Source organism: Brevundimonas sp. UBA7507 (assembly GCF_002478355.1).
In the GTDB taxonomy this organism is placed as follows: Bacteria; Pseudomonadota; Alphaproteobacteria; order Caulobacterales; family Caulobacteraceae; genus Brevundimonas; species Brevundimonas diminuta_D.
The window spans coordinates 173451-193250 of sequence record NZ_DLNP01000001.1; the positions used below are offsets into that span (position 1 = coordinate 173451).

Genomic DNA, 19800 nt, shown 5'->3' on the forward strand with positions numbered 1-19800 from the left:
TGGATTGTGGAGCTGACGATGAGCCTCAAACGCCATTTCCTTATTCTTCTGATCGCGGCGACCTCCGCCGCGGCTCTTTCCGCCTGCGCCACGTTGCAGCGCGGCCCTGTCGGCAATCCGGCCGTTCCCCAGCCCGCCAAGGCCGTGGACCTGACGCGCTACGCGGGGCTTTGGTACGAGATCGGGCGCTATGAGAACGGTTTCGAACAAGGCTGCGAAGCCGTGACGGCTGAATACGCCCTGCGGGATGACGGTCTGGTCAATGTGCTGAACACCTGCCGCCAGGGTGCGGTCGACGGTCCTGTGAAGACGGCGCAAGGCAGGGCCAAGGTCGTGCCGGGCGGCCAGAACGCCAAGCTCAAGGTCTCCTTCTTCGGTCCCTTCTACTTGGGCGATTATTGGGTGCTGGACCGGGCCGACGACTATTCGTGGTCGATCGTCGGCGAACCGTCGGGGCGCTATCTCTGGCTGCTGAGCCGCACCGCCCAGCCGTCCGCCCCGACGCGCGCCGCCATCATGGAGCGCGCGAAGGCGCTCGGCTACGACCTCTCCATTGTGCGGGAAGTCCGACACTAGGGATCACGTCGATCCGACGCCCTTGCCGTTGTGTGACGTCCCACTCAGCGTCGCCAAGACGGCGGGGACTTCTACGGCTCATTCTTGTTCCTGGACCGTACAAGAATTGACGATGGTCAAATGGCCTTTCGACTTCGGTGAGATGGTGATCGGCGTTCGCCGCAAGAGACTTTCCGCTTTGTATCCCGGCGGCGCGGCGTCCCGACGACTGACGAAGACAGGGAGCGAGCGTCATGAGCGTCAACGTCGCCTTTCACGGCGCGGCGGAATGCGTCACGGGGTCGTGCATGCTGGTGGAGAGCGGCGGCGCGCGCTTCCTGGTGGATTGCGGGATGTTCCAGGGCTCCAAGTCGCTCAAGGCGCTGAACTACGAGCCCTTGCCGTTCGAGGCGGATTCGATCGACGCCGTCCTGCTGACCCATGCGCATATCGATCACTCCGGCCTGCTGCCCAAGCTGGTGAGGGCGGGCTATCGGGGGCCTATCTACGCCACACGGGCCACGCGCGATCTTTGCGAGGTCATGCTGGCCGACGCGGCGGAGATCCAGGAAGGCGACGTCGCCCATCTGAACCGCCGCAACCAGAGGCGGGGCGTCCGCGCGGTAGAGCCCATCTATACGACGGCGGACGTCGCGCCGACGTTGCGGCTGTTTCAGACCGTCAAGTTCGGCGAAATGATCGACCCGCTGCCGGGAATCCAGGCTCGGTGGTGGCCTGCCGGGCACCTGCTGGGCGCCGCCTCCATTGAGGTTGTGCTCCATGAGGACAAAGGGCCGGTGCGGCTATTGTTCTCGGGCGATCTGGGATCCGGCCATCAACCCTTGCTGCCCACGCCTGACGGCCCGGTCGGGGTCGATCATGTGATCCTGGAATCCACCTATGGCGACCGCGTTCGCCAGGCCCTGACGCCCGAAGCGCGTCGGGCTCTGCTGGCCAAGGAGATGCACGACGCCAAGGCGGCCGGGGGGCCGTTGCTGATGCCGAGTTTCGCCGTCGGCCGGGCCCAGGAACTGATCTTGGATCTTCTGGCGGTGATGCGCGATGAGCCGGAGCTGGCGACCGAGATCTTCCTCGACTCGCCGCTGGCGATCGAAGCGACCGATGTCTTTCTGAGGCGCGGATGGAACGCCGAGGCGGAGGAGAACCCCTATCTGGAGCTTCGCGGCGCGACGCGCCTTCACTATCTGATGCGGCCTCAGGAAAGCGATGGGCTGGAGCGGCTGCGCGACTGGCACATCATCCTGGCGGGCAGCGGCATGTGCGACGCGGGCCGCATCAGGCGGCATCTGAAGCGATTGCTCTGGCGCCGTGAAACGACGGTCCTGATCACCGGTTTTCAAGCCGTGGGAACCTTGGGGCGGGTGTTGTTGGAAGGGAGCCGACTGGTCCGCATCCAGGGGGATGACGTACGGGTCAATGCGCGCATACGCGAAATAGACGCCTACTCGGCTCATGCCGACGCCGACGGCCTGGTGGAATGGCTCAAGGGCCGCATGCCGATGACGGGAAAGGTCTTCCTGACCCACGGCGAGCCTGACGCGCGTTCCGGCCTGGCGTCCCGTCTCATGCGGGCGGGCGTGGAGGCCGAAGCCATCGTCACGCCGATGCTGGATTCGGCGTTCGCTCTCACAGCGACAGAGGCGCAGCCGCTGGGGGCCGTTGGGCGGCTGAGGCCTGGGGCGGCGAGCCGGCCTGACTGGCGCAACGGGCGCGCCGCGCTGCTCGGCGACATCAACGAGGCCCTGCAAGGCGCGCCTGACGACGAGGCTCGCGAGGCCCTGTTGGCGCGATTGAGGGGGTAGGGACCTCGCCGCGATCGATCCGCCCCTCGGCTTCGGCGGCCCACCGGCGCGCGTCATCGCGTTTGAGGAAGGTCTCGCTTATATAGCGACCCTTCCGTCTCGGCTGGGCGCGCCACGTTCCTGACGGGAGTTTCGAGTAGGTCGCCATTTCGTGCACGCTCTGTGTGTGTCAGGTGTCGAAACTCGGCAAATGTCGCAACACGTCGCAAGTTCGAGTGCACACGTCGCCTTCCAACATTTTGATCTTAATGAAAATGCTGACAAATCAAGATCGTAGGCTATCCGTGGCCCCGATGATGGACTGGACCGACCGCAATTGCCGGGCGTTTCACCGCGCCCTGAGCACACGCGCCCTGCTCTATACGGAGATGGTGACGGCCCCGGCGGTGATCCACGGCGACCGCGACCGCCTGCTGGGCTTTGACGCGGTGGAGCATCCCGTGGCGCTGCAACTGGGCGGGTCGGACCCGGCCCAATTGGCCGAGGCGGCGAAGATCGGCGAGGCCTATGGCTATGACGAGATCAATCTGAACGTCGGCTGCCCTTCGGATCGGGTGCAGTCGGGCAAGTTCGGCGCCTGCCTGATGCGCGAGCCTGAACTGGTGGCCGACTGCATGGCGGCGATCAAGGAGGCGGTCAGTGTTCCGGCCACCGTCAAATGCCGCATCGGCGTGGACGATCAAGACCCTGAGATCAGCCTGTTCGCCACGGTCGACGCCTCGGCCGCCGTCGGCATCGACAGCTTCATCATTCACGCGCGCAAGGCGTGGCTGAAGGGATTGTCGCCCAAGGAGAACCGCGACGTGCCGCCGCTGGACTATGCGCTGGTGCGGCGGCTGAAGCGCGAACGGCCGCATCTGAGCATCAGCATCAACGGCGGCATCGGCGACCTGGATCAGGCCGAGGCCCACCTGGATGCGTCTGACGGCGTGCAGCTGGACGGCGTCATGCTGGGTCGCGCCGCCTATCACGAACCGGCGCTGATGGGGCAGGTGGATCGACGCATCTTCGGCGAGACGACGCCGGACGTGGATGTGTTCGAGGCGCTAGAGCGCTACCGACCCTATATGGCCGCGCGGTTGGAGGAGGGGGCGAACCTGGCCGGCATGACCCGGCACATGCTGGGCCTGATGCACGGCCGGGCGGGGGCGCGCGCCTTCCGCCGCATCCTGACGGTCGAAGGCGTGAAGCCCGGCGCGGGGCTGGAGGTCGTCGATCGCGCGGTCGAAGCCGTGCGCGAGGCCGAGGCGCGCAAGGCGGCGTAGATCGCTCGCCTCCGCTGATCTCGGCGAAGGGGCTGACGGCGCGACGGCGGACGGCTAAGCCATGGCTCATGACCCTGCCCCTGTCCGAACTCGCCCTGATGCTCGCCGCCCTGGTCGGGGCGGGGGCGGTTGCGGGGGTGATCGGCGGCCTGTTCGGCGTGGGCGGCGGGACAGTGCTGGTGCCGGCGCTGTTCTACGCCTTCTCGGTGCTGGGCGTGGGGGGCGAGAGCAATCTGCACGTCGCCATCGGCACCTCGCTGCTGACCATCGTCGCCACTTCGCTGCGTTCGCTGGCGACGCACCGGGCGCATGGGGCGGTGGATGAGCAGGTGTTGAAGACCTGGACGCCCTGGGTGGCGTTCGGCGGTCTGATCGGGGCGGCGGTCGCGGGCTTCACCTCCATGGAGGGGTTGGCGATCGTCTATGGCGTCTGCCTGCTGCTGATCGCGGCGCAGATGGGGCTGCTGCCCGAACGGTTCACCTTGCGAAAGGATATGCCGACCGGCTGGGGGCGGCGCGGCGTGGGCACGGGCATCGGCCTGCTGTCGGCCATGATGGGCGTCGGGGGCGGCAGTTTCGGCGGCATGACCATGACCCTGTGCGGGCGGCCGATCCATCAGGCGGTGGCGACGGCCTCGGGCTTCGGCCTGGCCATCGGCGCGGCGGCGGCTCTGGGATTCGCCGTCTTCGGCTGGGACGCGCCGGGGCGGCCGCCGCTGTCGCTGGGCTACGTCAATGTGCCGGCGGCGGTGATCATGGGGCTGTTGACGGCGTTGACGGCGCCCTATGGCGCGCGCCTGGCGCATCGGCTGGATCGGAAGATGCTGCGCCGGGCCTTTGCGGTCTATCTGCTGCTGACAGCCCTGTCGGTGGTGCTGAAGGCGCTGTGACCACGATTAAGTAGATGCCCGCAGGCGGGCGCTAACACTTTGTCGAACAAGCGCGGGCTAGGAGCGAGGCTGAACCTCTCTCCCCGAGCCTTAGAGTCATGTTGCAGAACCTGTCGGTCCCCAAGAAGCTGATCCTGTCCTTCATGGCGGTGATCGCGGCGTGCGGGGCGGCGACCCTGATCGTCCTGTGGTGCGTGGCGTCCCTGCAGCGCGCGGATGCGGCGGACACGGCCTCGCGCGAGGTGATGAAGGCGTCGGACCGTTTGATGGCCGCCGCCGTAGAGCAGCAGAACGCCATGCGCGGCTATGTCGCCAGCCGCGATCCCGGCTTCATCGAGGCCTTCAACCAGGGCGGCGCCGACGTGAAGTCGCGGATGGCGGATCTGGCCGCGTCCGATGTCGAGGGCGCCTACGCCGCCGAGCAGACGGCGCTGATCGCCGCCACGGCCGACTTCGAGAAAAGCGCGGAAGGCGTCATGGCCCTGGCGCGCGACCCGGCGACGCATCAGGAGGCCCTGGCTCAACTGGCCACGGCGGCGCGCCTGTCGGACATTCGCCAGGCGGTCGGTTCGATCCGCGACAAGGAGGCCGTTCACGCCCAGGCTCGCGCCGAGGCCAAGGCCTTCGCCTTCACTGAGGCCTATTTCGCCTTCGCTGTGGGCGGGGTGCTGGCCCTGGGTATCGCCGTGGGCGCGGCCCTGTGGCTGATCGGGGCGCTGAGCCGCCCGGTCGAGGCCATGACGCGCGCCATGACCCGTCTGGCCGGCGGCGATCTGAACGTCGCCATTCCGGCGATCGGCCGTCGCGACGAGATCGGCCGCATGGCCGACGCCGTCCTGACCTTCAAGCAGAACGCCGAGGAGAAGGTGCGCCTGGAAGCCGAGGCCGAGGCCGCCCGCGCCGCCGCCGAAATCGAACGCCAGGCCCAGGCGGAGCGCGACGCCGAGGCCGCCCGCCAGCAGGCCCGCGTGGTCGAGGGCGTGGCCAAGGGTCTGGATCGGCTGTCGCACGGCCAGTTGGCCTTCCGTCTCAACGACCCGTTCGCGCCTGAGTATGAAGGACTGCGCGCCGACTTCAACGCGGCGATGGACAAGCTGCAGGGCGTGATGCGGGTGATCGTCGAGCGCGCCGCCGCCATCGGCGCCAGCGCACGTGAGATCTCACAGGCGTCTGACGACCTGTCGCGTCGCACTGAACAGCAGGCCGCCAGCCTGGAAGAGACCGCCGCCGCCCTGGAGCAGATCACCGCCACCGTGGCCCGTTCGGCCGAAGGGGCGCTTGAGGCGGGCGGCGTGGTGCGCGGCGCCCAGTTTGAAGCCGTCGAAGGACAGGCCGTGGTCGGCCGCGCCATCGCCGCCATGGGCGAGATCGAACGCTCTTCGTCCGAGATCGGGGCCATTATCGGCGTGATCGACGAGATCGCCTTCCAGACCAACCTGCTGGCGCTGAACGCCGGCGTCGAGGCGGCGCGGGCGGGCGATGCCGGGCGCGGCTTCGCCGTGGTGGCGTCGGAGGTTCGCGCCCTGGCTCAGCGTTCGGCCTCGGCCGCCAAGGAGATCAAGGCCCTGATCACGGAGTCGGGCCGTCAGGTCGGCGCGGGCGTGGCCCTGGTGGGCGACACCGGCCATGCGCTGGAACGGATCGCCGGTCAGATCCAGCGCCTGACCGTCATCGCCGAAGAGATCGCCGCCTCCTCGCACGAGCAGTCCAGCGGCCTGCAGCAGGTCAACATCGCCGTGAACCAGATGGATCAGGTGACGCAGCAGAATGCGGCCATGGTCGAGGAATCGACCGCCGCCAGCCACGCCCTGGCCTCCGACGCGGTCGAGCTGGACCGCATGATGGGTCAGTTCGCTCTGGACGATGCGCGCGACCTGGATGCGCGCGGACGGATGGCAGCCCTGGCGCGAGCTGTGGCTTAGCCCGGCCGCGCTTACGCCGCCGCCTTCAGCGTCACCGCATCCAGCGCCTGAGTCAGGTCGGCCAGGATGTCGTCCTGATGCTCCAGACCGACTGACAGGCGCAGCAGGCCGTCGGTGATGCCTGCCGTCACCCGCGCCTCGGGCGTCATGGCGGCGTGGGTCATGGTGGCCGGGTGGGCTACCAGGCTTTCGACCCCGCCCAGGGATTCGGCCAGGGTGAAGACCTCCAGCCGTTCGATCACCTGGCGCACCGCCTCGGTCCCGCCGTTCAGTTCGAAGCTGAGCATGGCCCCCGGCCCCGACTGTTGCCGCGCCGCCAGATCATGGCCGGGGTGGCTGGTCAGGCCCGGATAGTGGACGGCCTTGACCGCCGGGTGCAGCTCCAGCACCGCCGCGACCAGGCCGGCCGTCGCCTGCTGGCGCTCGATGCGGGTGAACAGGGTCCGCAGGCCGCGCAAGGTCTGATAGGCGTCGAACGGCGAGCCGGTGACGCCCAGGCAGTTGGCCCACCAGGCCAGCTTTTCATGATCGGCCGGATCGGCTGCGACCACGGCGCCCCCGACCACGTCGGAATGGCCGTTGATGTATTTGGTGGTCGAGTGGACCACGATGTCGGCGCCCAACTCCAGCGGCCGTTGCAGGGCCGGCGACAGGAAGGTGTTGTCGCACACGACCTTGGCCCCCACGGCGTGGGCGCGGCGACAGACATCGGCGATGTCGGTGACGCGCAGCAGGGGGTTGGACGGCGTCTCGACTAGCACCAGCCTGCACCCGTCGGCCAGGGCGGCGTCCAGCGCCGCGCTGTCGTTCTGATCGATGAAGGCGACGCGGAAATGGCCCTTTTTCGCGCGGGCGGTCAGCAGGCGGTGGGTGCCGCCGTAACAGTCGTGCGGCGCGATCAGCAGATCGTCCGGCTCCAGCAGCGACAGGGGCAGGTCGACCGCCGCCATGCCGGTGGCGGTGATGACGGCGCCCGCGCCGCCTTCCAACTCGGCCAAGGTCTCGGCCAGCACGTCGCGGGTCGGATTGCCCGAGCGCGAATAGTCGTATTTGCGCGGCTGGCCGAAGGCGGCGAAGGAATAGTTGGACGACAGATACAGCGCCGGCATGACCGCGCCGTGGGCCGTGTCCGTATCGACGCCCGAGCGGGCGGCGATGGTGCGGGGATCGGCGGGACGGGCGCGGCTCATTGGTCGATGTCCTTCAGTACGGAGGTCAGGATGTCGGCGACTAGGGCGTCTTCCTTCAGGAAGGCGTCGTGGCCGTAGATGGAGGGGTGCTGTTCGAAGCGCCAGAGATTGGGCAGGCGGTCGGCCAGCTCCCTCATGTCGTCGATGGGGCACAGGCGGTCGGTGGTGAAGCCGACCAGGGTGACGGGGGCGGTGATCGCCTCGGGCTCGACGCGGTGGCGGTCGATGGAGTCCGACAGGCTGAGCCAGCGGGCGGGGGTGGTGCGGTCGCGATAGGCCCGGCCGCGCGCCTGCAGATAGTCGCACACCGGATAGGCCTGGCCCGCATGGCTGGGGGCCTCGGAATCGAAGCGGTCGCCGAACTCTTCCTGGGTGCGATAGGTGGTCATGGCCAGTTCGCGCGCCAGGCCGACGGCCTGATCCACGCGGCCCGTCTCCAGGCCCAGTTGCAGGATGCGGCGCTGGATGCCGCGCCAGGCGGTGGCCAGCGGGTGGGGTCGGTGGGCGGCGGACACGACCACCAGCTGCTCGGCCCAGTCGGGGAAGATTTCGCCGAAGGCCAGGGCGATCATGCCGCCGTAGGAACAGCCGACGAAGGCGGCGACCTTCTCCACCCCCAGATGGTCCAGCAACAGGGCCAGCAGCCGGGCCTGATCCTGGGTGGTGATGGTCAGCGGCGTTTTCGGCTCCTTCACGCCTTCGCCGAATTCGGGTGCGAAATCAAAGGCCAGGACGCGGAAGCGGGTCAGGTCGATCGGCGCGCGCACGCCCACGGCGCCGGACCACCAGCCCAGCCCCTTTGTCTCGGTGCGGTGGACGTAGCGATCGGCGGAAATGCCGCCCGCGACCACGATCAGGGGGGCGTCAGCCTTGCCGTGCAGGCGGCCGATGACCTGTTTCTGGGTCAGGGTTCCGCCGAAATCCAGCTCGAAACCGTCGGGGATCGGAACCACGACGTCATGGGCCCCGTCGCGTTGCAGCAGCTCGGACGGACGGCGCGCGGAAGCGGGACGACAGGCGGGCTCTTCAGCGGAAGCGGGGTCGATAAGGGCCAGGGTCATGGGTCTCGGTCACTCAGCAAATACGGCTCGCCAAGGAACCCATGCAGTGACAGACCTGTGGAGCGTCGCCTCGTCGATGCTCCACCCATCTCTCGCGGTCCTATCAGGCAAGCCCGAAGAACCCCGCAGGAGTTGGCACCGTTTCGGGCGGAACCCGATGGTTGCCCCGGCGTCAAAGGGCCTAATCCCTCAGCCGGTCTTGATGAGTGAGCTTACGGTGCGGTTGCGAAGAGCGCCGGTCAAGCGAAAAATTTCACCCCGTTTCACCGAAAGCGCCTCGGTGCGATGGCGAAATAGGCCCCTTGAGGCGATGTCGCGAAAAATTATTCCGACACGGGGTTGACGCGACGCGGCGCCCTGGCTCACCCTAAGGCACGATTTTCAACCGGACGCCGCCTGTGCCTTACCGCCTCGCCAGCATGAAGACGACTGCGATCGCCGCCTCGGCGACGGGCCTCTTCGCGTCCATGATTACCACCACCGGTACCACCACCATGCCCTTGCGGGCGGGGACCGGATGATGCGCGCCGTCTAGGCGAGACAACGCAGAAAACCGATCACCCGCCCGGACCTCCGGGCGGGTTTTTTATTGGCCCGAACCCACCTCCGATCACCGCCGACTTCTCTCGAAATCCTCCCAGATCCAGCCTTCAGGAAACCGCCCATGTCCGCCTCTCTCGCCCTCGTCGCCGATCAGTCGAAACCGGTCGCAGCGCTCGCCCCCGCCGCCGATGTGGTGGTGCTGAAGTTCGGCTCCTCGGTCCTGCGCGATGCGTCCCAGGCCCCCGCCGTCGCCAGCGAAATCTACGGCCACGTCCGCGCCGGGCGTAAGGTTGTGGCGGTGGTTTCGGCCCTGGCCGGGCAGACGGATCAGCTGCTGGCCGACGCCCGCAGCCTGGGTCTGGATCACGAGAACGAGCTGCTGCCCGCCTATGTCGTGCTGGGCGAGGAAAAGGCCGCCGCCCTGGTGGCCGTGGCTTGCGACCGGGTGGGGCTGGACGCCATCGGCCTGTCGGTGCGCGAACTGGGCATCGTCGCGGAAGGCCCGGCCCAGCACGCCCGCCCCGTGTCGCTGAAGGGCGAGCGTCTGCATCAGGCCCTGGCCGAGCATGAGGTGGTGGTGGTTCCGGGCTTCGGCGCGGTGCGTTCGAACGGCCGGGTGGCCCTGCTGGGCCGCGGCGGATCGGACCTGACGGCGGTGGTCCTGGCCGCCGAATTGGGCCTGAAGCGGGTGCGTCTGGTGAAGGACGTCGACGGCCTCTACGACCGCGATCCGGCCTCGGAAACGGGCACGCCGCTGCGCTATCGCCGCGCCAGTTGGGACACGGCGCGTCAGGTCGGGGGCGCCCTGGTCCAGCACGACGCCATCGACCTGGCCGAGGCGCGGGGCGTCGATATCGAAGTCGCTGCGCTCGGCCGCGCCGAAGGCACGATCGTCGGCGAACGCGGCGCGCCTCCGGGCCCGGTGCAGGCGGCGGCGCCGTTGAAGGTCGCCGTGGCGGGCTGCGGCGTCGTCGGCGGCGGCCTGCTCAGCCGCCTGCTGCCGGACAGCCGCTTTGAAGTGGTCGGCGTCCTGGTCCGCAACCCCTTGAAAAAACGTGACGTATCGGCGCCCGCCGAACTGTTCACCAATGACGTCGAAGCCCTGCTGGCCAAGAAGCCGGACCTGGTGCTGGAGGCCCTGTCCGAGGGGGAGGCGGGCCATGCCCTGATCCGCCGCGCGCTGGAGGCGGGCTGCGACGTGGTCAGCGCCAACAAGCAGGCCGTGGCCCGCGATCCCAAGGGGCTTCAGGCCCTGGCCGACGTCAACGGCTGTCGCGTCGCCTGGTCGGCCTCGGTCGGCGGCGGCTCGCCGATGATCGAGACCCTGCGCGCCGCCCGCGCCGCCGGTCCGGTGGTCGGTTTCGAGGCGGTGCTGAACGGCACGGTCAACTTCATGCTGCAACGTCTGGGCGAGGGGGCGACCTTCTCCGACGCCCTGGCCGACGCCCGCGCCGCCGGTTTCGCCGAGGAAGACCCCTCGTCGGACCTGGAAGGCTTTGACGCCGCGGCCAAGGTCAAGCTGCTGTCGTTCGAGGCCTTCGGCCGCTCGCCTGAAGACTTGCCGCGGGATGTGCTGTCGGCGGAAACGGCGCTGGGCGACCGGCCGGTGCGCCAGATTGGCGCCTGTTTCGAACGCGACGGCGAACTGGACCCTTACGTCCGCCTTGACGGCGAACTGGAAGACGCGCTCTTCCTGTCGCTGAACGGAGAGCGCAACGCCTTGAAGGTCTATGGTCAGGACGGCCGGGTGTGGACGTGCAAGGGGCGCGGCGCGGGGCGCTGGGCCACGACCGAGAGCGTGCTGGCCGATGTGGCCGACGTCATGCGCGCCCGGCGCGCCGCTGCGGAGCTTGTCTAGTCATGGCCGTCTTCACGCCCGTCACGCCGCAACAGGCCGACGACTATCTCATGCGCTACCCTCTCGGCGGGTTGGTCGAACTGACCCCGATCGCCGAGGGGGTCGAGAACACCAACTATCGTCTGACGACAGAACGGGGCGCCTATGTCCTGACGCTGTTCGAGGGGCGGACCGAGGCCTCGGCCCTGCCGTTCTGCCTCGGCCTGACGGGGCGGCTGGCGGCGCAGGGCTTTCCGACGCCCGCGCCGGTGACGGATCGGGAGGGGCGGGTGATCGGTCGCCTGAATGACCGCGCCGCCGCCATCGTCGAGTGGACGCCCGGCGCCTGGAAGCGCCAGCCGACCGACAAGGACCAATATCGCGCCGGTCAGGTGCTGGCCCTGCTGCATCTGGACGCGGCTGACTATGACGGCGTGCGCGAAAATCCGGTCGGGCCGCGCGCCTGGGCCGATCTGGCCGCGCGCTGCGACACGGTCGCCGCGGGCGAGGATCGCCGGATGCTGGAGCAGATGCAGCGCCTGCTGCCCGATCTGGCCCGACCGTGGAGCGACCCGGCCTTGCCGCGCGGGCCGATCCACGCCGACTACTTCCCCGACAACGTCCTGTTCGCGACGAACGAGCATGGGGCGACGGATGTGGGCGGGGTGATCGACTTCTATTTCGCCTGCGTCGACGTGCTGGCCTATGACCTGGCCATCGCGCTCAGCGCCTGGGGCTTCGACGCCGAGGGGCGGCCCATGCCGTCAGCCCTACGTGCCTTCCAGAAGGGGTATGAGTCGGTGCGGCCCCTGTCGGACGCCGAGCGTCAGGCCCTGCCGGAACTGGGCGCGGCGGCGGCGGTGCGCTTCACCCTGACGCGCCTGCATGACCGGCTGTTCCACGACCCGGCCAATCTGGTCACGCCCAAAGATCCGACGCCCTTCTTCCGGCGGCTGGACTACTGGAAGGCGGCGGAGCCGGCTTAGGTCTCACATCCGGGCCAGCATCCATACGGCCATGGCGATCATCATCAGGTTCTCGGTCAGCGACAGGAAGCCGAGCGGAACCTTGCTGTCCCCGCCGACGCAGGCGCACTTCAACTCGCGCCTGTCGATATAGACGGCCTTGAACACCGAGGCGGCGCCGATGCCGCCGATGAAGAGGGCGACGGGCGCGGATAGCCAGGTGAGGGCGTGGGCGGTCATCAGCACCCCCGCGCCCGTCTCCGCGAAGGGGTAGACCCAGCCGTAGGGAACCCAGCGCCGCGCCAGAAGGTCGTAGTTCAGGAACATGGTGGCGAAGCCGTCCAGGTTCTGCAGCTTCAGCATGCCCAGGACGCACATGCTGAACGAGATGAACCACTCAATCGTCCGGCCGGTCAGCGGCGCGCCGTAGGCGGCATGGCTGGCGGCCAGCGCCGTCAGAGCCGTGACCGCGAAGACGACCAGAACGGGCGTATAGCTGGTCGCCTCGGGGTCGCGCACCCGAAGCCCGAAAAAGCGACGCAGGTCGTCGAACCCGCCGATGCGGCGCCCGTCGATGAAGGTCTGCGGCGTGGTTTTCACCCCATGCTCGGCCTTGAAGGCGTCGGTCGCTTCGCGGGTCTCCAGCCAACGGTCATCGACCTGATAACCTTTGGAATTCAGCAGGTGTCGCGCTCTCAGGCCCCAGGGGCAGACATGATCGGGCATGACCATGCGATAGAGGACAGCGACGGGACGTGTGTTGCGAGGCATCGGCGTCTCCTTCGCCGATGACAACGAACCAGGACGGTTCAGGCTCCTTCGGGGATGGCCCTACCCGGCGAACCTCTTCACCGCCGCCAGGGCCGCTTCGGGCGTGTTCTCGATCACCGTCAGCCGCTCGGGACGGTCGCCCAGGGCGCGGATGACGGGGGCCGGTTCCGGCTCGGCGCCGATGACGTCCGAGACGAAGGCGCCGAACTTGGACGGGTGGGCCGTGGACAGGGCGACGATGGGCGCGCCGTTGCGGTCCAGGCGGCGCGCGGCGGCCAGGGCGACGGCCGTGTGCGGGCAGACGACGCGGCCCCAGGTTGCATGGGCGTGGGCGATCTCGGCCTTTGTCGTCGCCTCATCGACCGATACGGCCGAAACCTCGGCGCGTAGGGCGGCCAGCAGGTCGGAGGGCAGGGTGACGGCCCCCTCGCGCGCGAAGGTTTCGAACACGGCGCGGGTCGTCTCGGCGTCGCGGCCGGACGCTTCATACACCAGACGCTCGAAGTTGGACGGCGCCTGCACGTCCATCGACACGCTGCCGCTCTTGACCGCCGGGCGACGGGCGTAAACGCCGTCGTTGATGGCGCGGGCCAGGGCGTCGTTCTGATTGACGGCGGCGACGAAGCCGGCGGCGGGCAGGCCCATCTTCCTGGCGGCGATCCCGGCGAAGGCGTCGCCGAAATTGCCGGTCGGCACCACGAAGGTCGCGGCTTGGCCCAGTTGGGCCGTGGCCGAGACGTAATAGGGAATCTGGCCCGCCAGACGGCCCCAGTTGATCGAGTTGACCGAGGACAGACGGCCCTGTTCGCGCAAAGATTCCTCGGCCAGCAGCCCCTTCACCAGACGCTGGCAGTCGTCGAAGTCGCCGCGCACGGCCAGGTTCAGGACGTTGTCCGCCTCGACCGTCGTCATCTGCTTGCGCTGCACCGGCGAGACGCGGTCCAGCGGGTGCAGGACGATCAGCTTGATGCGCTCAGCGCCCGCGAAGGCGCGCACGGCGGCGGCGCCGGTGTCGCCGCTGGTGGCGGTCAGCAGGGTCAGGGTCTCGCCCGTCGCGGCCAGGGCCTCGTCCGACAGGGCGGCGACCAACTGCATGGCTAGATCCTTGAACGCCGCCGTGGGGCCGTGGAACAGTTCGAGCACGAACAGGCCGGGCTCCAGCTCGACCAGCGGCGTCACCAGCGGATGGTCGAAGCCCTTGGTCAGGCGTTCCAGAGCGCGGTCCAGCGCGCCTGCAGGCAGGGCGTCGCCGATGAAGGGCGCTATAGCAGCCTTGGCGATCTCGGCGTAGCCGCGGCCGGGACGTGTCGCGTCGGCGGGCAGGGAGGGCCAGGCCTGCGGCATGTAGAGGCCGCCGTCCGGCGCGATGCCGCGCAACAGGGCGTCGCTGAAGCGGGTGGGAGCGGCGTCGCCGCGCGTCGAGATGTAGCGATCAGGGGAGGTCGTCATATCGGGGTCGTTTCTATCCGCGATCCGGCGCTTCGTCATGATTATTTTGCGTATGCGAAAGGAATTTTCGCGCCGTGACGCAACAACCTGGCTCAGTCGACGACGGACGTGCGCCTTGATCACGCGGCGCCGGAAAAGGGGCTGGCGTCGCGCGGCCGCCCGGTTCATGTCAGACGAATGAACCGCCGTACCCTTCTCATTCGCGCCGGGGCCGTCGCCGCCGCCGTCGGCGGCGGGCTGTGGCTGAAGGATCATGTGCTGTGGCGGCGACCCAGCGTGACCTTCGGCGCCGACGGGACGAGCGGCTGGTTGGGTTTCGTCGCGCCACGGACCCTGTTGCCGACGGTGCGGGTGCGGCTGGCGGGGCGGGAGTTGACCGCCCTGATTGACAGCGGGGCGCAGTATTCGGTGGTCGATCGACGGCTGGTGGCGGAGCTGGGGCTGGACGACCTCTTCGACATGCCGCTGATCGCCTATGGCGTGGACGGGCGCCCCCAGATGGGGCGAGGCGTGACGCTGGATCTGGCGGTAGGGACGGCGCGCGTGGGGCGTCTACGCGCGGGCATACTGGACCTGGGACCGTTGGGGGGCGACGAGGGATTGGGCGCGCCGCTGATCCTGGGCCAGGATCTGCTGATGGAGGCGGCGCTGGAGATGGACCTGCGTCGACGGCGATTGCGGCTGCTCGACGAGGCCCGGACGGCGCTGGCGCCCGCCTATCGGCCCTTGCCCGTTCGGCGCTCGGGCACGGCTCTGATCGCCGAGGTCGTGGTCGAGGGCGCGCTGGTCAGGGCGGTGGTGGACACCGGCTCGTCTTCGCTTCTGGCGCTCAGCGACGAGGCGGCGCGGACCGCGGGCCTGCTGGACGGACGGCCCGAGCAGTCGGGGTCCAGCATCGTCCTGGGCGGGGTGGCCAGGACGCGGATGGTCCGGGCGCAAAGCGTGGCGCTGGGCGGCGAGGCGTGGCGCAATGTGGCGACCGCCGTCTACGCCGGCCGGGCGCTGCCCAACTACCCCGAAGCCCTGCTGGGCATGGAGGCTTTCGCCGGGCGGAACGTTATTATGAATTTGGGCGACGGACGGCTGCACCTCGCGCCGTTGATGGATGTGACCATTGTTTAGTTTTGATAGGTTTCCATCTGAAAAATCTGTTTCATCCGCGACCTGAAGGGGGATAAGCGGCCCGTATGACCGCCCCGCCGCCTCGCATGACATCAGTGTCGCCCAATCAACGTCTGGAGAGCCTGGATCTCCTGCGCGGGTTCGCCCTGTGCGGCATCCTGTTGGTCAACATCATGATGATGGGCGGACTCTGGGGGCAGTATCATCCGGAGTTGCCGCCGACCCTGGCCAATCCCGACTGGTCGGCGTGGATCATCCAGCACCTGTTCGTGCAGGGCTCGATGCGGGGCCTGTTCACCCTGCTGTTCGGGGCGGGGATGCTGCTGATCACCCTGCGCGGCGAAGACGGGCGCGGGACGATCCAGGCGGCCGACGTCTACTTCCGGCGTTGTATGGCCTTGTTGGCGCTGGGCGTGTTCAACGCCACCGTCCTGCTGTTTCCGGGGGACATTCTCTATGTCTACGGCCTGTCGGGATTCTTGCTGTTCGTCTTTCGCGCTGTTCGGCCGCGCACGCTGATCGCCCTGTCGGCCGCTCTGCTTCTGCTATTGACGCTCGAGTCGGCCGTGGTCGGCGCCTATCAGGCCATGGAGGCGCGACGCGGCGCTGAGCTGGCCAGTCAGGTCGAGACCGGGGCCGCCCTGTCGGTCGAGGACGCCGAGGCGTTGAAGCTCCATGTCCGCGCGCGAGAGGCGCAGACCCTGACGCCCGAGACCATCGTCGAGGAAACGGCCGCACGCACGGGAAGCGTCGTCGGTCTGCTGAAATGGAGCGTGCGGACCTGGCTGGACTATGCAGCGTCCAGCTACACCATCACCCTGGTCATTGAATCGGTCGCCTTCATGCTGCTGGGCATGGCGCTCTTCAAGCTGGGGGTGTTGGGCGGGGCGCGTTCGCTCGGATTTTATCTGGCGCTGGCCGGGGGCGGTTACGCCCTGGGTCTGGCGGTCAACGGCACCCAGGCCGTGATGTTGTGGACCAGCCAGTTCTCGTCCGAGTCCTGGACGGCGCAGACCAGCTATGAACTGGGTCGCTGCGCCATGACCCTGGGGCACGTCGGCCTGCTTCTGTCGTTGTGGAAGATGAACGCGCTCGGCTTCGTGGGGCGCGCCTTGAGGAATCTGGGGCGCATGGCCCTGACCAACTACCTGGCCCAGTCGGCGATCGCGGGCCTGCTGTTCTATGGCCTCAACCTGTGGGGCAGGCTGGACTGGTGGGGCCTGTGGGGTGTGGCGGCGGGCATCTGGGTGTTACAGATGGTTTTCAGCGCCCTGTGGCTGGTGCGGTTCAACATGGGGCCGCTGGAATGGGCGCTGCGATGGTTCGCCTATGGACGGCCCTCGCCCCTGAGGCGCGCGAAGGCCGCCTGACGTTTCGGGTTTAAAGCTGGGCGAAGGTGTCGCAGGCGGCGGGGTCGCCGGTCTGATAGCCGCGCTGCAGCCACTCGACCCGCTGGGCCGAAGAGCCGTGGGTGAAGCTTTCCGGCGAGACGCGGCCGCCGCCGCGGCGTTGCAGGGCGTCGTCGCCGATGGCCTGGGCCGTCTTCATGCCTTCCTCCAGATCGCCCGGCTCCAGCGCCACCTGGCCGTTCGACACGGCGGCGGCGTTGCTGGCCCAGACCCCGGCGTAACAGTCGGCCTGAAGCTCCAGAGCGACGGAGTAGCGGTTGCCCTCGGCCTGCGACCGCGCCGATTGCTGGGCGCGCTGCACCTGCGCGCTGGCGCCGGTCAGGGTCTGGACGTGGTGGCCGAACTCATGGGCGATGACATAGGCCTTGGCGAAGTCCGCGCCGGACGCGCCCAGCTTGCTTTCCATCTCGCGCCAGAAGCTCAGGTCCAGATAGACCTTCTGATCGGCCGGGCAGTAGAAGGGCCCCATCGCCGCCTGGCCGTAGCCGCAGCCGGTCTGGGTGCCTTGCTCATACAGGACAGTGGTCGGCGGCGTGTAGCCGCGCAGCTTGGTCTTCCACACGTCGTTGATGTTGGAGCCGACGACTTCGACGAATTGGCCGTCCTGATCCTCGGGCGAGCCCATCTGGCCCTGCTGCTCGGCCTGACCGGCGCCGCCGAACTGGCTGGCCAGCTGCTGGGTGGTGTTCGGGTCGATGCCGAAGACGAAATAGCCGATGGCCGCCAGCACCAGCACGCCGATGCCGCCGCCCGCGACTGCGCCGCCGCCCATGCCGCGTCGGTCTTCGATCCCGCCGCCGCGCCGTCCGCCCTGCCAACGCATCTGTCGCTCTCCGCTTTCGTCGTCTGCTCCGAAGCTAGGCTGAAACGCAGGCGCAGGTGAAGAGATGCAAATGTAACGCTGTGGTTCAGTGCGGCGGGCGGCTCAGCCAGGCGTCGATCTCCGTCACGCCGGGCGCGGTCTGGTCGAGCGGCGGCGTCAGGGTCGCCGGCTCGGGCAGGGCGGCCGGGCGCGGCGCATAGGCCGTCGCAGGCGGCGTCGCTGGGGCCGGCGACCGCGCGGCTTCAAGCCGCTGCAATGTCTGACTGGTCTGAAGCCTCATTCGGGCGGCCTCGGCCTCACGCTGGTCGGCCTGAAGGCGCAGACGCTCCATGGCCTGGGCGTGCTGCTCGGCGCGGGCGATGTGGGGGTCGTAACCCGCGGGGGGAGGGCCGGGCCAACCGGACCAGGTCTGGGCGCTCGTCGCCAAGGGCGCGGCGCAGAACAGCAGGGTCAGGGCGAACAAGCGCGTCATGCCCATACAGATGGGTGTGTTACGCCTCGCCGCCAAGCGAGGCTTTTCGCGGTTCAGATCGCGAAGCTGACGCCGCAACCGCAGCTGGAGGCGGCGTTTGGATTGCGGATCACGAACTGGGCGCCTGCCAATTCATCCACAAAGGCGATCTCGGAATCCTTCAGGAAGGGGATGGAGACCGGGTCGATCACCACGGCCTGCCCGTCGCGACGCACCACCAGATCGTCGGCCTCGGGACCGTCGACCAGCTCGAAGCGATACTGGAAGCCTGAGCAGCCGCCGCCGTCGACGGCGACGCGCAGCAGGACCGGCTTGCCTTCCGCCTCGGACAGCTTGGCCAGACGGCGCGCGCCGCTTTCGGCCAGGACAATGCCCTCGGGCGACCGGGTTGCGACCGACAGCGACAGGTCGCGGACTGATTCTGTGGATTGGACGGTGCTCACGGCCCTCTATATGAGGGGCCGACAGGCGTTCGCAAAGGCCTGTCGCCATCACGAAGTGCTGCCGTCTTGAGCCTGCCCCGCGCCCCCTATGCTGAAAACCACGCCGCCAGCCGCGGCCGTCATATTTTCGAGCCTGCCAGCCGCACCCGCACCGCCTTCGCCCGCGACCGCGATCGCATCATCCACGCCACCGCCTTCCGCCGCCTGAAGGAGAAGACGCAGGTCTTCGTGGCGCATGAGGGCGACCACTACCGCACCCGGCTGACGCACAGCCTTGAGGTGGCGCAGATCGCCCGGTCGCTGGCCCACGCCCTGCGGCTGGACGACGATCTGGCCGAGACGGTCGCTCTGGCCCACGACCTGGGCCACCCGCCGTTCAGCCATGCGGGCGAGGACGAACTGCACGAACAGATGAAGGCGTTCGGCGGCTTTGATCACAACGTCCAGAGCTTCCGCGTCGTGACCGAGCTGGAGATCCGCTATCCCGGCTTTCCCGGTCTGAACCTCAGCTGGGAGACGGTCGAGGGCGTGGTCAAGCACAACGGCCCGGTGGCGCATCTGCTGTCGGACCCGGCGTGGAAGGCGGTCGCCGCCTATGCGCCGGGCGGGGCGGCCGACTGGGACTTGCGTCTGGGCACCTTCGCCTCGCTGGAAGCCCAGTGCGCGGCCATCGCCGACGACATCGCCTATAACAACCACGACGTGGACGACGGGGTGCAGGCAGGGCTGTTCAGCCTGTCCGATCTGGCCGACGTGCCGCTGATCGGACGCTGTATCGCCAGTGCGCGCGCCGACTGGCCCGACATCGACGAGCGGATGCTGCGGCTTGAAGCCGTCCGCCGCATGATCGGTGTCATGGTCGATGACGTTCTGGCCGAGACGGAGGCCCGTCTGGCCAAACACCGCATCGAGACGGTCGAGGACGTCCGCAACGCGCCGGAGACTTTGGTGCAGTTCTCAAGCGGCATGATGGCGGAACTGGCGGTGCTGCGCCGCTTCCTGTTCGAGCGGATGTATCGCCATTACCGCGTCAACCGGACCCGCAGTCAGGCGCGCCGGGTGCTGGCCCAGCTGTTCCAGCTGTTCATGGCCGAGCCGGAGGTCATGCCGCCGGAATGGCAGGCCTCGGCCCTGACCGACGACCGGGACGCGCGGGCGCGGGCGGTGTGCGACTACATCGCCGGTATGACAGATCGTTACGCTATCGAGGTCCATCGCAAGCTGTTCAGCCTCGACCTCGCCCTCGATCTGTGATTCGAG

17 protein-coding genes and 1 riboswitch are annotated in these 19800 nt (G+C 68.4%); of the genes, 10 read left to right on the forward strand and 7 right to left on the reverse strand.

All coding sequences use genetic code 11. From position 1 onward, the window contains the following. The first annotated feature begins 18 nt into the window (after nt 1-18). The 5 genes from B3D50_RS00840 (at nt 19) to B3D50_RS00860 (ending at nt 6455) form a co-directional block, all read left to right on the forward strand. Complete coding sequence (locus B3D50_RS00840; RefSeq protein WP_286948861.1) at nt 19-576, forward strand: lipocalin family protein; 558 nt, start codon at nt 19-21, stop codon at nt 574-576. Nucleotides 577-809: 233 nt separating this feature from the next. After that, complete coding sequence (locus tag B3D50_RS00845; RefSeq protein WP_286948862.1) at nt 810-2378, forward strand: MBL fold metallo-hydrolase; 1569 nt, start codon at nt 810-812, stop codon at nt 2376-2378. Nucleotides 2379-2671: 293 nt separating this feature from the next. After that, the gene (gene dusA / locus B3D50_RS00850) at nt 2672-3643 is read left to right on the forward strand and encodes a tRNA dihydrouridine(20/20a) synthase DusA (protein ID WP_409516094.1); all 972 of its coding nucleotides are present in this window, start codon (nt 2672-2674) and stop codon (nt 3641-3643) included. Between the two features lie 68 nt (nt 3644-3711). Beyond that, a complete protein-coding gene (locus tag B3D50_RS00855; protein WP_003163761.1) occupies nt 3712-4533 on the forward strand; it encodes a sulfite exporter TauE/SafE family protein in 822 nt (273 codons plus the stop codon). 98 nt (nt 4534-4631) lie between these two features. Continuing rightward, nucleotides 4632-6455, forward strand: coding sequence for a methyl-accepting chemotaxis protein (locus tag B3D50_RS00860; protein WP_286948866.1), 1824 nt, complete (start codon nt 4632-4634; stop codon nt 6453-6455). Between the two features lie 11 nt (nt 6456-6466). On the opposite strand, the gene metB is transcribed toward B3D50_RS00860, so the two are convergent. Next, nucleotides 6467-7645, reverse strand: coding sequence for a cystathionine gamma-synthase (gene metB, locus B3D50_RS00865; protein WP_286948867.1), 1179 nt, complete (start codon nt 7643-7645; stop codon nt 6467-6469). Beyond that, entirely contained in the window at nt 7642-8706 is a 1065-nt protein-coding gene (gene metX / locus B3D50_RS00870) for a homoserine O-succinyltransferase MetX (protein WP_286948868.1), read from the reverse strand. Before metX ends, metB begins: the two co-directional genes overlap by 4 nt. An 82-nt stretch (nt 8707-8788) precedes the next feature. Next, a riboswitch (SAM riboswitch) is annotated at nt 8789-8915 on the reverse strand. A gap of 455 nt (nt 8916-9370) precedes the next feature. Here metX and B3D50_RS00875 point away from each other — a divergent pair. Together B3D50_RS00875 and B3D50_RS00880 are read left to right on the forward strand one after the other, a co-directional pair. Next, entirely contained in the window at nt 9371-11107 is a 1737-nt protein-coding gene (locus tag B3D50_RS00875) for a homoserine dehydrogenase (protein WP_286948869.1), read from the forward strand. Between the two features lie 2 nt (nt 11108-11109). Then, nucleotides 11110-12072, forward strand: coding sequence for a homoserine kinase (locus tag B3D50_RS00880; RefSeq protein ID WP_286948870.1), 963 nt, complete (start codon nt 11110-11112; stop codon nt 12070-12072). A gap of 3 nt (nt 12073-12075) precedes the next feature. Here B3D50_RS00880 and B3D50_RS00885 read toward each other — a convergent pair whose 3' ends face one another. After that, nucleotides 12076-12822, reverse strand: a complete 747-nt coding sequence (locus B3D50_RS00885; RefSeq protein ID WP_286948871.1) for a glutaredoxin family protein — start codon at nt 12820-12822, stop codon at nt 12076-12078. A gap of 60 nt (nt 12823-12882) precedes the next feature. Beyond that, nucleotides 12883-14271 carry a threonine synthase gene (gene thrC / locus B3D50_RS00890; protein WP_286948872.1) on the reverse strand — a complete coding sequence of 463 codons (1389 nt, stop codon included), beginning with the start codon at nt 14269-14271 and terminating at the stop codon, nt 12883-12885. Nucleotides 14272-14448: 177 nt separating this feature from the next. Here thrC and B3D50_RS00895 point away from each other — a divergent pair, with 177 nt between their 5' ends. Both B3D50_RS00895 and B3D50_RS00900 read left to right on the forward strand, forming a co-directional pair. Further along, the gene (locus tag B3D50_RS00895; RefSeq protein ID WP_286948873.1) at nt 14449-15393 is read left to right on the forward strand and encodes an aspartyl protease family protein; all 945 of its coding nucleotides are present in this window, start codon (nt 14449-14451) and stop codon (nt 15391-15393) included. 65 nt (nt 15394-15458) lie between these two features. Next, entirely contained in the window at nt 15459-16763 is a 1305-nt protein-coding gene (locus B3D50_RS00900) for a DUF418 domain-containing protein (protein WP_286948874.1), read from the forward strand. 10 nt (nt 16764-16773) lie between these two features. Here the strand turns inward: B3D50_RS00900 and ypfJ are convergent, their stop codons facing one another. From ypfJ to B3D50_RS00915, 3 genes are all read right to left on the reverse strand, one after another. Beyond that, nucleotides 16774-17625 (reverse strand): neutral zinc metallopeptidase, encoded by an 852-nt coding sequence (gene ypfJ, locus B3D50_RS00905; protein ID WP_286948876.1) that lies wholly within the window; start codon nt 17623-17625, stop codon nt 16774-16776. Nucleotides 17626-17710: 85 nt separating this feature from the next. Next, complete coding sequence (locus B3D50_RS00910; RefSeq protein WP_286948878.1) at nt 17711-18097, reverse strand: hypothetical protein; 387 nt, start codon at nt 18095-18097, stop codon at nt 17711-17713. A 53-nt stretch (nt 18098-18150) separates the two neighbouring features. Then, entirely contained in the window at nt 18151-18498 is a 348-nt protein-coding gene (locus B3D50_RS00915; protein WP_167493388.1) for a HesB/IscA family protein, read from the reverse strand. An 81-nt stretch (nt 18499-18579) separates the two neighbouring features. On the opposite strand from B3D50_RS00915, the gene B3D50_RS00920 reads away from it, so the two are divergent. Beyond that, nucleotides 18580-19794, forward strand: a complete 1215-nt coding sequence (locus tag B3D50_RS00920) for a deoxyguanosinetriphosphate triphosphohydrolase (protein ID WP_409516095.1) — start codon at nt 18580-18582, stop codon at nt 19792-19794. Nucleotides 19795-19800 lie beyond the last annotated feature (6 nt).